Source organism: Curtobacterium sp. VKM Ac-1393 (assembly GCF_015350995.1).
In the GTDB taxonomy this organism is placed as follows: domain Bacteria; phylum Actinomycetota; class Actinomycetes; order Actinomycetales; family Microbacteriaceae; genus Curtobacterium.
On sequence record NZ_JADKRW010000001.1, the window covers coordinates 571,599 to 585,815 of the forward strand.

General features: G+C 70.4%; 14 protein-coding genes. 5 read left to right on the forward strand and 9 right to left on the reverse strand.

The features are described 5' to 3' along the window. Positions 1-123: 123 nt before the first annotated feature. Genes ITJ59_RS02710 through ITJ59_RS02725 form a run of 4 tightly spaced genes read left to right on the forward strand, consistent with a single transcriptional unit; the run spans position 124 to position 2,988 of the window. Positions 124-567, forward strand: coding sequence for a hypothetical protein (locus ITJ59_RS02710; protein WP_194649590.1), 444 nt, complete (start codon positions 124-126; stop codon positions 565-567). After that, the gene (locus ITJ59_RS02715) at positions 564-1,022 is read left to right on the forward strand and encodes a hypothetical protein (RefSeq protein WP_194649591.1); all 459 of its coding nucleotides are present in this window, start codon (positions 564-566) and stop codon (positions 1,020-1,022) included. The genes ITJ59_RS02710 and ITJ59_RS02715 overlap by 4 nt, the downstream gene beginning before the upstream one ends. Beyond that, positions 1,019-1,969 (forward strand): hypothetical protein, encoded by a 951-nt coding sequence (locus tag ITJ59_RS02720; RefSeq protein ID WP_194649592.1) that lies wholly within the window; start codon positions 1,019-1,021, stop codon positions 1,967-1,969. The genes ITJ59_RS02715 and ITJ59_RS02720 overlap by 4 nt, the downstream gene beginning before the upstream one ends. Beyond that, the gene (locus ITJ59_RS02725; protein ID WP_194649593.1) at positions 1,966-2,988 is read left to right on the forward strand and encodes a hypothetical protein; all 1,023 of its coding nucleotides are present in this window, start codon (positions 1,966-1,968) and stop codon (positions 2,986-2,988) included. Before ITJ59_RS02720 ends, ITJ59_RS02725 begins: the two co-directional genes overlap by 4 nt. Before the next feature lie 255 nt (positions 2,989-3,243). On the opposite strand, the gene ITJ59_RS02730 is transcribed toward ITJ59_RS02725, so the two are convergent. Continuing rightward, the gene (locus ITJ59_RS02730) at positions 3,244-5,763 is read right to left on the reverse strand and encodes an ATP-dependent Clp protease ATP-binding subunit (protein WP_194649594.1); all 2,520 of its coding nucleotides are present in this window, start codon (positions 5,761-5,763) and stop codon (positions 3,244-3,246) included. A 222-nt stretch (positions 5,764-5,985) separates the two neighbouring features. After that, complete coding sequence (locus ITJ59_RS02735; protein ID WP_194649595.1) at positions 5,986-6,480, reverse strand: Clp protease N-terminal domain-containing protein; 495 nt, start codon at positions 6,478-6,480, stop codon at positions 5,986-5,988. Between the two features lie 52 nt (positions 6,481-6,532). Between ITJ59_RS02735 and ITJ59_RS02740 the strand changes: the two genes are divergently transcribed. Further along, positions 6,533-7,465, forward strand: a complete 933-nt coding sequence (locus tag ITJ59_RS02740) for an NAD(+)/NADH kinase (protein WP_131844940.1) — start codon at positions 6,533-6,535, stop codon at positions 7,463-7,465. Between the two features lie 151 nt (positions 7,466-7,616). Here the strand turns inward: ITJ59_RS02740 and ITJ59_RS02745 are convergent, their stop codons facing one another. From ITJ59_RS02745 to ITJ59_RS02770, 7 genes are all read right to left on the reverse strand, one after another. Continuing rightward, positions 7,617-8,675, reverse strand: coding sequence for a sigma-70 family RNA polymerase sigma factor (locus ITJ59_RS02745; RefSeq protein WP_194649596.1), 1,059 nt, complete (start codon positions 8,673-8,675; stop codon positions 7,617-7,619). Positions 8,676-9,053: 378 nt separating this feature from the next. Then, positions 9,054-9,185 carry a hypothetical protein gene (locus ITJ59_RS19340; protein ID WP_267238334.1) on the reverse strand — a complete coding sequence of 44 codons (132 nt, stop codon included), beginning with the start codon at positions 9,183-9,185 and terminating at the stop codon, positions 9,054-9,056. 139 nt (positions 9,186-9,324) lie between these two features. After that, complete coding sequence (locus tag ITJ59_RS02750; RefSeq protein WP_194649597.1) at positions 9,325-9,528, reverse strand: hypothetical protein; 204 nt, start codon at positions 9,526-9,528, stop codon at positions 9,325-9,327. 29 nt (positions 9,529-9,557) lie between these two features. After that, entirely contained in the window at positions 9,558-11,084 is a 1,527-nt protein-coding gene (gene lysS, locus ITJ59_RS02755) for a lysine--tRNA ligase (RefSeq protein WP_194649598.1), read from the reverse strand. Between the two features lie 84 nt (positions 11,085-11,168). Beyond that, positions 11,169-11,861 carry a Rossmann-like and DUF2520 domain-containing protein gene (locus ITJ59_RS02760; protein ID WP_323749379.1) on the reverse strand — a complete coding sequence of 231 codons (693 nt, stop codon included), beginning with the start codon at positions 11,859-11,861 and terminating at the stop codon, positions 11,169-11,171. Further along, entirely contained in the window at positions 11,858-13,630 is a 1,773-nt protein-coding gene (locus ITJ59_RS02765) for a PH domain-containing protein (RefSeq protein WP_194649600.1), read from the reverse strand. Before ITJ59_RS02765 ends, ITJ59_RS02760 begins: the two co-directional genes overlap by 4 nt. Before the next feature lie 8 nt (positions 13,631-13,638). Continuing rightward, positions 13,639-14,160 (reverse strand): PH domain-containing protein, encoded by a 522-nt coding sequence (locus ITJ59_RS02770; protein WP_194649601.1) that lies wholly within the window; start codon positions 14,158-14,160, stop codon positions 13,639-13,641. Between the last annotated feature and the right edge of the window lie 57 nt (positions 14,161-14,217).

Genomic DNA, 14,217 nt, shown 5'->3' on the forward strand with positions numbered 1-14,217 from the left:
TTCGGCATCCCCCCACGACATGCCGACCTGCCGGACCGGCGCGACCCTGGCAGAGTGGTCGCACTGGCTGTTGTGCTGGTTCAGTTTTATCATGTCTGAGACAGATGTACAGGGCGGGGAGACGTGATCGAGTACAACGACGACGACGCACACCGACGAGAACTCTCGCGGAAGCTGCAGTTGTTGATGGACGTCGTCGAGGCGAATGCCGGGCAGCGACCGTCCTACAAGGAGATCGCAGCCGAGATCGAGGCACAGGGTGCGTCGATGAGCCGGCCGCGGTGGGGCTACATGCTCGGGGGCAACGGTCCGGCAGTCCGCGACCAGCGCCTCCTCGCGGCACTGGCCGGCTACTTCGGCGTGCCGGCGGAGTACCTGACCGACGCTGCGGGCAACACCGACGTGCCCGAGCGGGTGCAGGCGCAGCTCGAACTCGTCCTCGAACTCCGCAAGCGCGAGGTCGTCGCCTTCGCGACCCGTCGGCTGGGCGAGTTCGCCTCCGCCGGCGAGATCCGCGACTTCACCGAGCACCTCCGCCGGCTCGACGAGTCGGGGTCCGCGCCGTGAGCAGCGTGCGCGAGCGGCTCGGTGCCCGACGTCGGCAGGCCACGGCCCGGCGGAGCGTGCGACGGCTCGGTCTCCCCCGGCGCCTGACGCTGCCCGCCCTCCTCGCTCGCGCGGAGTCCACCCTCGGCAAGCCGATCCGGCTGCGGACTACCGACCTGCCCGGTGACCTCTCCGCGCGCTTCATCCAGCGCGCCGACCACGCAGTCCTCGAGACCCGTCCGGACCTGTCCGAGCGCTCCCGCGTGGCGTGCGTGCTCCACGAACTCGCGCACGTGTTCCTGGCGGATCCGGGCTGCGACCACCAGGCCTACACGGGGCTGCTCACCGGCCGGACGGCGTTCACGCGGTCGCTGGACACCCCGCACGAGCAGGCGGTCGAACTCGTCGCCGACGAACTCGCGCTCCGGATCGGGCTGCTCGACCCGGACGACCGCGAGCCCGGGATCTTCCGGTGACGCTGCACGTCTGGGGGTCGATCCCGGTGTGGGTCATCCTGACGGTGCTCGTCGTCCGGCTGCTGCTCGTTCGGACCCAGTCGGCGAGCGTCACGTGGCTCATGGCCTGCTGCGGCTTCGTCGCCGTCGGCCTGACGATCAACCAGCCGGACGTCACGACCTTCCTCGCGGGCATCACGCACGTACCGAACATCGCCGACCTGGTCGGCCGGTGCCTCATGGTGTGCGGCATGTTCGCACTCGCCCAGTCGGTGGAGGCCGCGGCACGCTCCGCGAAGCTCCTGCGCGCGAGCCGGATCATCGTCTGCGTGGCCGTGCTCCTCACGCTCGTCGTGCTCTTCACGATGGTCGACGCCCCGACCCCGACGGCGCAGTTCATGACCGTCTACGGCGACCAGCTGCCGACCGCGCTGTACTCCGCGGTCGAGATGACGTACATCGCGGTCGTCATCGCCCGTTCCGCGACCGCCGTGCTGCGCGGGTTCCGGAGCGGCGACGGGCTCGGCCGGATGTACTGGCTGTTCGTCGTCGGGGCCGTCGGGCTGGTCCTGCTCGCCGCCATCGCGATCGCGCTCGACGCCGCCCACGTCGCCGGGGTCGACGGTGCGATCCACGCCCTCTCCACCGTGTACGCCCCGGTGTTCCTGCTGTCCATGGTGCTGCTGGCCGTCGGGGCCGCCGGGGGCGTGCTGCCGGACGCGGCACGGGAGTTCCGCGACTGGCGGGACACCCGGCACCGGTTCCGCACCCTGGAACCGGAACTCCGACGACTCGAGGCGGCCTCGGGCAACACCGGGCTCTACTTCACGATCGGCTGGCAGCGTCGCCAGTGGCGGAGTCGCCTGCACCGGCTGGCCGTCGAGATCGAGGACCGCGCACGCGAAGCCGGACAGGACGTGCCGGCGGCGGCGACGATCACCACCGCACGACTCAGGGAGCTCTCATGACAGCTGGCCGCACCACCGCACTCGGAACCGCAGCCGGCGCCGTCGGGACGCTCGGACTGGGCGCGTTCGTCGCACGACGGCTGCTCTTCCCCACCCCGTACACGGCGACCGCCACCGTGCGGAGCAGTACGGGAACGGACGTCGAACTCGACGCGACGCGCGACACCCGGTTGCCGGGGACGTACGACCTGCAGCGTGACGACGCCCGCGTCCAGGTCGGCGCGATCAGCACCACGGGCACCGGATCCGACAGCAGCGGCCCCGGTGACACGGTCCGTCGCAGCGTCGCCGACACCGTGGCGCCCGGCGAGTGGGGCTGGGACGCCCTGCGGTACGACGGTCCGGCGGACGTCCCCGGCACCGAGCCCGAAGCCGCCACCACCCACGTCGTCCACGTGCACGGGCAGTCCCTGGGGCCGCGACAGGTCCTCCGCGGCGTCGGTGTCTGGCGCAGCCTCGGCGCGACCTCCGAGGTCGTCGACACCACGGACCTGCCGCTGCGCTCCCTCGACCCGCAGGCGGCGGACCGCATCGTCGCCGCGGTCCGGGCCGCTCGTGCCCGCGGCGCTCGGCGCGTGGTGTTGCAGGGCTGGTCCGCCGGCGCACTCGCCTGCTCGGTCGCGGCCGGCCGGGTCGCCGTCGATGCGATCGTGGCCGTCTCGCCACTGCTCGACGTCGCGTCGGCGCTCCGGGGAGCGGTCCGTGGGGCACGCCTGCCCGCCTTCGTCGGCACGATCGCTGCTCGCATCGTCACGACCCCGGTGCTGTCCCGCCTGGCCGGGGCGCCGGCACCGGTCACGACCACGACCTGGCAGGACTCGACGACGCCGACGCTCGTGATCCACTCCACCGCCGACGCACTGGTCGCTCCGGACGACGTGGCCGCGCGCACCGCTCGCCAGCACACCACGGCGGTCGCGTTCCGCACGGCGCCGCACACGCTCGAGTGGAACGAGGACCCGGAGCGCTGGGAGGACGCGGTCCGCCACTTCGTCGGGGCACTGCCCGCCGTCGACTAGCGAACGTGCAACGGCCCCGGTCTGCGAACAGACCGGGGCCGGCAGCGACTCGATCCGTTGGGGGGAACCGATCGAGTGCGACGCGCGAGGAGTTGGGGGGAACGTCTCGCGCGCTGGTTCCACCGTACCCCCGGACGGGGGTGCGCGGACGCGGGACGCGCGTATCGGCGAGCCGGGTTCTGGACCCGACGTGGAGACGGACGGGAGGCCCGGTGCCAGCTGGCACCGGGCCTCCCGTCTGTCTGGTGTCGGGTCCTAGGACTCGATCTCGCTCTGCGGCGCCTCCGGCGCCTTCTCGAGCGACGGCGCTCCGGTCAGGACCTCTTCGCGGCCCGGCTGACGCCCGGTCTCGAAGTGGAACGCACCGTCGACGAAGTCGACCTTCACGTGGTCGCCCGCGGTGAGCTCACCCTGCAGGATGTGCTCGGACAGCTGGTCCTCGACCTCGTGCTGCATCGCGCGACGCAGGGGGCGAGCACCGAGGGACGGGTCGAACCCGACCTTGATGAGCTGCTCCTTGGCGGGGAGCGTGAGCTCCACCGTCATGTCGCGGTCGAGCAGACGGTCGGCCAGACGCTTCACGAACAGGTCCACGATCTGCAGCAGCTCGGGCTGCGACAGCTGCGGGAACACGATCGTGTCGTCGACACGGTTCAGGAACTCGGGCTTGAAGTGCTTCTTGAGCTCCTCGTTGACCTTGCCGCGCATGCGGTCGTAGCCGACTGCCGAGTTGCCCTCGACCTGGAAGCCCACCGGGCCACCGGCGATGCCCTGCGAACCGAGGTTCGTGGTCATGATGATGACGGTGTTCTTGAAGTCGACCACACGGCCCTGACCGTCGGTGAGACGGCCTTCCTCGAGCACCTGCAGCAGCGAGTTGAAGATGTCCGGGTGGGCCTTCTCGATCTCGTCGAACAGCACCACGGAGAACGGCTTGCGACGCACCTTCTCGGTGAGCTGGCCGCCCTCTTCGAACCCGACGAACCCGGGAGGGGCACCGAACAGCCGCGAGACGGTGTGCTTCTCGCCGAACTCCGACATGTCGAGGGAGATCAGTGCGCCCTCGTCGTCGAACAGGAACTCGGCGAGCGCCTTGGCGAGCTCGGTCTTGCCGACACCCGTGGGGCCGGCGAAGATGAACGACCCCGAGGGGCGGTTCGGGTCCTTCAGGCCGGCGCGGGTACGGCGGATCGTCTTGGACAGGGCCGAGATGGCTTCTTCCTGACCGATGACGCGCTGGTGCAGTGCCTTCTCCATGAAGACGAGACGCGAGGTCTCCTCTTCGGTGAGCTTGAACACCGGGATGCCCGTGGCCTGCGCCAGGACCTCGGCGATGATGCCCTCGTCGACGGTGCCGGACGCGGCGACGTCACCGGCACGCCACTGCTTCTCGAGGCGGAGACGCTCACCCAGGAGCTTCTTCTCCTCGTCACGCAGGCTGGCGGCCTTCTCGAAGTCCTGCTCCTCGATGGCGGCTTCCTTCGACCCGCGGACCGTCGAGATCTTCTCGTCGAACTCGCGGAGCTCCGGCGGTGCCGACAGGATCGACAGCCGCAGGCGAGCGCCGGCCTCGTCGATCAGGTCGATGGCCTTGTCCGGCAGGAAGCGGTCCTGCACGTAGCGGTCGGCCAGGTTGGCGGCCGAGACGATCGCGCCGTCGGTGATGGACACCTTGTGGAACGCCTCGTACTTGTCCCGCAGGCCCTTGAGGATGTTGATCGTGTGCGGCAGCGACGGCTCGTTGACCTGCACCGACTGGAAGCGACGCTCGAGTGCGGCGTCCTTCTCGAAGTGCTTGCGGTACTCGTCGAGCGTGGTGGCACCGATGGTCTGGAGCTCACCGCGGGCGAGGAGGGGCTTGAGGATCGAGGCGGCGTCGATCGCGCCCTCGGCTGCACCGGCACCGACGAGCGTGTGGATCTCGTCGATGAAGACGATGATGTCGCCGCGGGTGCGGATCTCCTTCGTGACCTTCTTCAGGCGCTCTTCGAAGTCGCCGCGGTAGCGGGACCCGGCGATGAGCGATCCGAGGTCGAGCGAGTAGAGCTGCTTGTCCTTGAGCGTCTCGGGCACGTCGCCCTTGACGATCGCCTGGGCGAGGCCCTCGACGACGGCGGTCTTGCCGACGCCGGGCTCACCGATCAGGACGGGGTTGTTCTTGGAGCGGCGGGAGAGGATCTGCATGACCCGCTCCATCTCCTTCTCGCGCCCGATGACGGGGTCGAGCTTGCCGTCGCGTGCGGCCTGGGTGAGGTTGCGACCGAACTGGTCGAGGACCTGCGAACCCTGCTGCGCGTTCTGCTGCTGCTCGCCGCCGACGGCGACCGCTTCCTTGCCCTGGTAGCCGGACAGGAGCTGGATGACCTGCTGGCGGACCCGGTTCAGGTCGGCGCCGAGCTTCACGAGCACCTGGGCTGCGACGCCCTCGCCCTCGCGGATCAGGCCGAGCAGGATGTGCTCGGTACCGATGTAGTTGTGGCCGAGCTGCAGCGCCTCGCGCAGGGACAGCTCGAGCACCTTCTTGGCGCGCGGCGTGAACGGGATGTGCCCGGTCGGCTGCTGCTGGCCCTGACCGATGATGTCCTGGACCTGCTCGCGCACGGCGTCGAGCGAGATGCCGAGCGACTCCAGCGCCTTGGCAGCAACGCCCTCGCCCTCGTGGATGAGGCCGAGGAGGATGTGCTCGGTGCCGATGTAGTTGTGGTTGAGCATCTTCGCTTCTTCTTGAGCGAGGACGACAACACGACGGGCTCGGTCGGTGAATCTCTCGAACATGTGCTCTCCCTTGGCCCTTTCTGACGGAGCCGACAGCTGGTCCGGTCTCGTCTGAGTCCGGTCACGTACTCCGAGAGTAACCAGCGCTCCCCGTGCGGGCTGCCCCTGTTCGCCGTGGGCGTGACCTCACTGCGCGATGTGCGCAGTGAGCGAACGGAACAGACGACGGGAGGCCCGCGGCGGCGTCCGCCACGGGCCTCCCGATCGCTCCTGGGTTGCGTGTCAGGCGCGGCGAGCTGCCCGACGCAGGGCACGCCGGAAGCGGCGCGGCTCGACGCCGAGGGCGTCGAGGACGTCGTGGGCCGACCCCATGAAGGGGTCGTCGACGCCTTCGAGGACGGCGAGCACGACGTGGACGGGTCGGACGCGCTCGGCGGGACCGGCGAGGACGGCGGCCCGGGCGAGGACGCGAGCGGCCGCCGGGGTGCAGGCGACCCGGTCGTGCTCAGCGGTGCAGGCGGTCCGGGCGCCGACGAAGGCACTGATCTCGGAGCGGACGGCTTCGGGGGTGACCCCGTGCGCCTCGAGGACGGGGCGGAACCGGGGCATCCCGCTGCAGAGGGTGACGGCGGCGAGCAGGAGGTGCTCCGCGTCGACGAAGCCGAAGCCCGTCTCGTGGGATTCGAGGTCGGCGAGCAGCACGATCTCGCGCCCCTGCCGGACGGTGGGAAGGGCGACGGACAGCTGCGCGATCTGCATGTATTCAGAATATCGCATGCAAGGACAATTGAACAGTGCTCGTCCCAGCGCCGCTCGGTACGATCCGGTCATGGATCAGCCCGTCGTCGGACTCGTCGTCCACCCGACCAAGAACGTGCAGGAGTCGGTCACGACCCTGCAGCGCTGGAACGCGTCCGGTCTCGGCGAACTCGTCGCCCGTCGCGCCGACGCCCAGCGGATCGGTGGTGGCATCACGGCGGTGGAGGACGACGACTTCACCGCGCGGGTCGACCTCGTCGTCGCACTCGGCGGCGACGGCACCATGCTCGGCGCGATGCGACTCGTGGCGAAGCGCCCGGTCCCGGTGCTCGGCGTGAACTACGGCAACGTCGGGTTCCTGGTCGAGATCGAACCGCCCGAGCTCGAGGCGGCGCTCGACCGCCTGTCAGCAGGCGAGTACCAGCTCGAACCGCACCACGCGCTCGAGGCCCGGCTGTCCTGGAGCGGCGCACGCACCGACTACCTGGCCTTCAACGACCTGACGATCGTGCGGCGCCCCGGCTCCGGCCAGGTGTCGGCCGACCTCAGCGTCGGCGGGCTCGGCTACGGGTACTACCGCGCGGACGCCATCGTCGCCGCGACGCCCGCCGGGTCCACCGCGTACAACTACGCCGCAGGTGGTCCGGTGCTGTCCCCCGCACTGTCCGGGTCCGTCGTGACCCCGGTCGCACCGATGGCCGGGATCGACCGTGCCGTGGTGCTCGCCGCGCGGGAGCGCTACCGCTTCGACATCGCCGAGGGCACCCGGAGCGCCGCACTCGAGGTCGACGGACTCGTCGTCGGCGAGGTCGCCACCGGTGCGCAGATCGACGTCCGACTCCGGAAGGACGCCGGCAGCGTCGTTCGCCTCGATGCCGAACGGCACGGGCGCACCGGGCGGGTGAAGCTCAGCCTGCTCGACTTGCCGGTCCGCCCCGACCAGCTCATCGAACTGATCCCGAGCGACCTGCGGCAGAAGCTCGGGCGCGAACTCGACCAGTAGCGATCCGGGCAGGTGCCCCGCCCCCACGAACGTGAATGGCCCGCTCGAGCAGTGCTCGAGCGGGCCTTCCCATCACCCCACCGGATCGTCTTCCCACAGAACGACCCGGGTTCCCCTGCCGACGCGTGCGCCGGCCGAAGCCCTGCTGACCTCAGTCGGTCAGGTACAGCTGCATGTCCTGCGAGACGGCCTTGGCGAACAGGCGCAGCTTGGCACGCGACTCGACCCGGCTGACGGCCTGGCGGGTCGTGTGCACGATCTTCGAGATCTCGTCGAGCGTCATCGGCTTGTCGTCGTCGAGGCCGTAGCGCATGCGGATCACGTTCGCCTCTTCGCTCGGCAGCTCGGCGACGATCGAGCGGATGTCGCGGTGCAGGAGCGTGGTCTCGGTGAGCTCGTTCGGGGACGCAGCATCCTCGTCCTCGATGAAGTCGCCCAGCTCGCTGTCGTCCGAGTCGCCGACGACGGTGTGGATCGACACCGGCTCGTGCGAACGGCCCTTGAGGTCGACGAGCTCCTCGACGGTCATGCTCAGTTCGGCGGCGACCTCGTCGGGCATCGGCGCACGGCCGAGGTCCACGGTCAGGTCGCGCTCGGTGCGGGAGATCTTGTTGATCAGCTCGACGGTGTGGACCGGGATGCGGATCGTCCGGGCCTTGTCGGCGAGACCACGCGAGATCGCCTGGCGGATCCACCAAGTCGCGTAGGTCGAGAACTTGTAGCCCTGCGTGAAGTCGAACTTCTCGACCGCACGGACCAGGCCGAGGTTGCCCTCCTGGATGACGTCCATGAACGGCAGGCCACGCTGCGAGTAGCGCTTCGCGATGCTGACGACCAGGCGGAGGTTCGAGGTGATCATCCGCTCCTTGGCGCGCTCACCGTCGCGGACGAGCCAGCGGAGTTCGCGCTGCAGGGTCTTGGCGAGGCCCTTCTCGGTCGCGAGCTTCTCTTCTGCGAACAGACCGACCTCGATGCGGCGGGCGATCTGCGCTTCTTCCTCGGCGGTGAGGAGCGAGAGACGACCGATGTGGCGCAGGTAGTCGCCGACCTGGTCGACGGAGGCACCGCGGACGCCGGCGAGCTGCTCGTCGGCCTCGACGTCGGTGTCGAGGGACGTGGTCGTGGACTCGGCGCCCTGGGTCTTGGAGGCCGCTGCCTTCTTCGTGGTGGCGCGGCGGGTGGTGCTCGGTGCAGCCGTTGCGATCGTCATGGTGTTGCTCCCTGCGTTCGGCGGTGATGGCTTCGTGCGGTGGTGCTGGGGGGTGTTGCTTCTGGGTACTGCTTGGGGTGTTCACGAGTAAAGCGGTCCGGAGGTGTACCCCACAAACCCATCGGAATGATTCTCAGGCTTCTCCGTGCTTCGTCATCGAAACGGCCCGTTGCGGGGTACAGCACACCGACGTTCTCGTCCCCCGATTGGCCCCCGATCACGGGTATGACGTGATGTTTCCGGCGTTGCAGGCGTGTTTCTCACGCGTTTCCGAACCTGTACCCCGAGCGCCTGCGTCCTCCGGACATGCAAAAGGGGTACGTCCGACCGGATCTGTGCGATCTGGTCGTCGTACCCCGAACACCGAACGAGTGGGGGTCACCAGGAGGGTTCGAGCCACCCGTCCCGGCGCTTCGACACCTCGAGGTCGGCGTCTCGGTCGAACTCGTCGTACTCGCTCTCGATGTCACCGACGAGGCTGCGGCCGACGAAGGGATGTGTGGTTGCCATGCGGACGATGCTCACCCCGGCGGGCGACCGCGAGGTGAACGGTGCGTGGCCGGTCGCGGGCGCGCAGGAGTCCAGGGCGCTGACCCTGGTGGGGTCGGCGTCCTGTGGGGGCGGCGGTGCGGCGGTGCGGTGCGGCTGGCTACTCGGCGGAGGCCGGTGCCGGCGCGGGGCGTCCGTGCTCGCGCTCGAAGCGGGCACGCTCCTCGGCCTCGACCTTGGCGTACGCGGCACGCTCGGAGCGGTCGGCCCGCATGATGGCGCGCATCACGAACCAGAAGATGAGGCCGACGACGATGGTCGGCGTCAGGGCGAAGATGATCCCGGTCACGACTCCATGCGGCACCCGAGCATCGTACCCCGGGGAACCGGGGGCTACTTGACCAGGGGGAACAGGATCGTCTCGCGGATCCCGAGGCCGGTGATCGCCATGAGCAGGCGGTCGACGCCCATGCCCATGCCACCCGACGGGGGCATCGCGTGCTCGAGAGCCCGCAGGAACTCCTCGTCGACGCGCATCGCCTCGGGGTCGCCCCCGGCCGCGAGCTTCGCCTGCTCGACGAACCGCTCGCGCTGCACGACGGGGTCGACGAGCTCGGAGTACGCCGTGGCGAGCTCGAAGCCGCGGACGTACAGGTCCCACTTCTCGACGATGCCCGGACGGGTGCGGTGCTCGCGGGTGAGCGGCGAGGTGTCGACCGGGAAGTTCATCACGAACGTCGGGCGGTCGAGCGAGTCGATGACGAAGTGCTCCCAGAGCTCTTCGACGTACTTGCCGTGCGTGGCGTGCGCGACCTCGACACCCTCGGCCGCGGCGAGCTCCTGCAGCTCGGCCAACGGCGTCTCGGGCGTGATCTCGCGGCCGGCAGCTGCGGACAGCGAGCCGTACATGTCGATGCGGGGCCACTCGCCGCCGAGGTCGTACGCGCTGCCGTCGGGCAGGGTGACCTCGAGCGAGCCCCCGGTCACGGCTCGTGCGGCGTTCTGCACGAGTTCCTGGGTCAGGTCGGCCATCTGCTCGTAGTTGCCGTACGCCTGGTACGCCTCGACCATCGCGAACTCGGGCGAGTGCGACGAGTCGGCGCCCTCGTTGCGGAAGTTCCGGTTGATCTCGAACACCCGGTCGATCCCGCCGACGACGGCACGCTTCAGGAAGAGCTCCGGCGCGATGCGCAGGAAGAGCTCGGTGTCGAAGGCGTTCGAGTGGGTGACGAACGGACGGGCAGAGGCCCCACCGTGCTGCGTCTGCAGCATGGGCGTCTCGACCTCGAGGTACTCGTGGGACGTGAACGTCTGGCGCAGCGACGACATGACGGCGGCGCGGGCGCGGACCGTGGCGCGCGCTTCGTCGCGGACGATGAGGTCGAGGTAGCGCTGGCGGACCCGCGTCTCCTCGTTCAGTTCGTTGTGCAGGTTCGGCAGCGGCAGGATCGCCTTCGCCGCGATGGCCCACTCGTCGACCATGATCGACAGCTCGCCACGACGCGAGGAGATCACGCGACCGTGCACGAACACGTGGTCGCCGAGGTCGACGAACTCCTTCCAGCGCGCGAGGGACTCGTCACCGACCTCGGCCAGGGACACCATCGCCTGGATGCGGGACCCGTCGCCGGACTGCAGCGACGCGAAGCAGAGCTTGCCGGTGTTGCGCGAGAACACGATGCGGCCAGCGACGCCGACGACGTCCTGCGTCTCCTCACCGGTCTCGAGGGACGCGTACTGGTCGCGGACCGCCGGGATCGTCGTCGTGATCGGGAGCTCGGCGGGGTACGCCTCGATGCCGGACTCGAGCAGCTTCGCCCGCTTGTCGAGCCGGACCTGTCGCTGCTCGCTGGTCTCCTGCTCGGCCAGTGCGGCGGCGTCGGCGATCGCGGTGTCGGTGGTGGCGGTCTCGTCGGTCATGCGGGTGCGGCTCCGATGGTCGTGGGGGTCGGGGGAAATGCTACCCGCGCCGCGCTCCTGCCCCCGAACCGGCGGCCGCCCGCGCTACAGCGTCGACTGCCCGTCGGCCGCCGTCAGCGCGTTGTCCACGGCCGACCGGACGAGCGCACCGAGCACCCGGCCGGGGTGGTCGACCCCGATGCCGGACAGGGTGCCGGCCGACTGGTCGACGATCGCCGTCGAGAAGCTCACGGCAGCCCGCACGGCGTCGGCGTACGCGGGTCGGTCCCCCTCGGCGATGACGAACGGCTCGGCACCCATCTCGACCACCAGGGCCTGCGCGATGGGCAGCACGGGCGACGGTGCGGTCACCGCGCAGTAGGCGTCACGCAGCCGCGACAGGTCGACGCTCGTGCCCGTGAACGCCATCGCGGGGTGGATGGCGAGCGGGATCGCCCCGGCCGCCATCGCCGGAGCGAGGACACCGACGCCGTGGTCCGGGCTGGTGTGCACGACGAGCTGCCCCGGCTGCCAGATGCCGGCGTCCGCCAGGCCCTGCACGAGTGAGGCCAGCTGGTCGTCCGGCACCGCGAGCAGCACGAGTTCGCTCCGCTCGACCAGGTCGGGCGTCGCGAGCACGGGCGCGCCGGGCAGCATGGCCTCGGCGCGGTCGCGGCTCTCCTCCGACACGGCGGTCACCCCGACGACCGCGTGCTCCGCGTTCGCCAGGGCCGCGCCGAGGACGGGTCCGACCCGTCCGGCGCCGACGATGCCGACGCCGAGCCGTCCAGCCCTCACCGGACGGCTCCGGTGGGCGGCACGTCGTCCCACCCGGGGCCAGGAGACACGGTGCCGGGAGGCACGGTGCTGGGCCGGTGCGCCGCGTCCGGTCCGGCAGGGGCCCGGGTCTCGAGCCCGGGCACGTCCGCAGCGTGCGTGGCGGACGCGGGGCGGGCCTCCCGTTCGCGCCACCGGTGGGTCGTGTCGACCGCAGCGGCCTCGACGGCGCGCTGGGTGGTCTCCGCCCACAGACGCTGCGCGTCCCGCGCGTCGAGCGCGCCGACACGCGCCGACACCGGCCCCGCGACGGTGTGCACGTGCACGGCGGCGAGCCGCAGCACACGCTCGAGCGGTCCCTGCTCGACCTTGACGCTCTGCACCCGCGGCAACGGCACGATGACGAGCGAACGCCAGACCGCGCCCAGCCGCAGCAGCACGGCGCCCTGCACGAACCGGTACCCGTTGCGCCGGAACGCGAACGGACGGAGCCAGGCGCCACGGCGGGGCGAGTGCACGAACCCACCGGCGTCGCCGCTGGTCGTCAGGCTGTCGTCGACGACGCTGACCGCCTCGGCGGACCCTTCGCGCAGGGCGTCCTGCGAGGCCTCCGGGCCGGCGACGACGGTGCCGACGAGCCCGGGCAGGATGATGTCGAGGACCTCGCGGACGTCGGCCGCGGTGCCGACGGGCAGCACGATCGCCGAGGCCTGCTGGTTGGTCGACGCACCGTTGCCGGCGTTCGTCGCACGGTTGATCCGGATGTCCCACCACCCGAACGGCCGCCAGAGCAGTGGCTGCGCGACGCTCACGGCGTGGATGCGACCGGGCGGGAGCGTCTCGTTCGAGGTGGAGACGAGCCCGAACCCGATGCGGATGCCGTCGCGGGTCTCGGCGATCGTGTACTGCAGCGACCGTGAGAACTTCCGGACGTAGTAGCTGCCCGCGCCGATCACGGCGGGGAACAGGCCGAGCAGGATCCCGTACTCGCCGGTGAGCGCGACGCTGACGATCATCGCCGCCACGACCAGCAGGATGACGACAGTCGTGCCGGAGAGCAGCATCGACGCGATCAGCCGACCGGGCTTGACCTTGACGATCCGGGTGGCCTGCACCGCGGCGGGGTCGAGCTCGGGCGAGAACACCTCGTCGACGCGGTCCTGCAGCAGCCCGTTCGACGCGCGGGACGGACCACTGCCGCGGTCGTCGTCCTTCGCACCCGAGGCGAGCACGAGGATGCGCAGCCGCAGGTCGTCGGCGGCCTTCACCCCGAGGTAGGCGAGCTGCACGTTGGCGTCGTTGCCGGCCTGCGCGATCTCGAGCTTCGCCGTGCCGAACAGCCGCGGGATGAGCGGACGCGAGATGTTGATGCCCTGGATCCGGTCGAGTCGGGCCTTGCGGTGGTTCCGGAACAGCACGCCGGACCGGACCTCGACGATCTCGCCCGTGACCCGGAACTCGTGCATCCGCCAGGACAGGTAGAAGAGCCCGATCAGCACGAGCAGGAACACCGCGACGCCGAGCAGCACCCAGCCGACGACGCCGTGCTCGTAGACGTAGCGGACCGGGTCGCCGTCCTGCTGCTCACCACCGGGGATGAAGAACTCGACGAGCTGGTCGCGCAGGCTGTTCAGCACGTAGCCGAGGATGACGATCAGGAAGATCCCGCCCTTGAGCAGCGGGGTCAGCGGGTGCAGGCGGTGCCACTCACCGTCGGTCAGGGGCGCGGCGGCCGCGGCGTTCCCACGCGTGGGCGGGGCGGGCGGCGGCGGGCCGGGTCGGAAGGTCACCGCGGGTCCTACAGGCCGGCGCGGCGGGACTCGGCGAGCTCGACGAGCCGGTCGCGCAGCTCGTCGGCGTCGGTGGCGGGGATGCCGGGGATGCGCACGTTCGTCGCGGCTGCAGCGGTGACGAACTTCAGCTCGCTCATGCCGAGCGCCCGGTCGAGCGGACCGCGAGCCACGTCGACCAACTGCATGCGCCCGTACGGCACGGCCGTGAAGCGTTGCCACATCAGGCCGCGTCGGACCACCAGGTCGTCGTCGCGCAGGGCGTAGCCGATCGCGCGGACCCGGCGGGGCGTCAGCGCAGCGGTGATCAGCGTGGCGACGAACGCCGCCGCACCGATGAGGATCCAGACGAGGCCGGCACCGGAGTTGAACCCGTCGTTCGCGACCCCGATGAGCACCAGGCCGGCGCTCACCACGACCCCGATCACCAGGGTCGTGATGAGCTCGGTCCACACCAGCTTCGACGACACCCGCGTCCAGTCGATGCCGGTCAGGCCGAGGCCCGACTCGTCGAGTCGTTCACGCGCCATCGCGGGCCTCCAGGTGGTGTGCTCGGGTCAGTTCGCCGTCGTGCGGGGTGCGCTCGG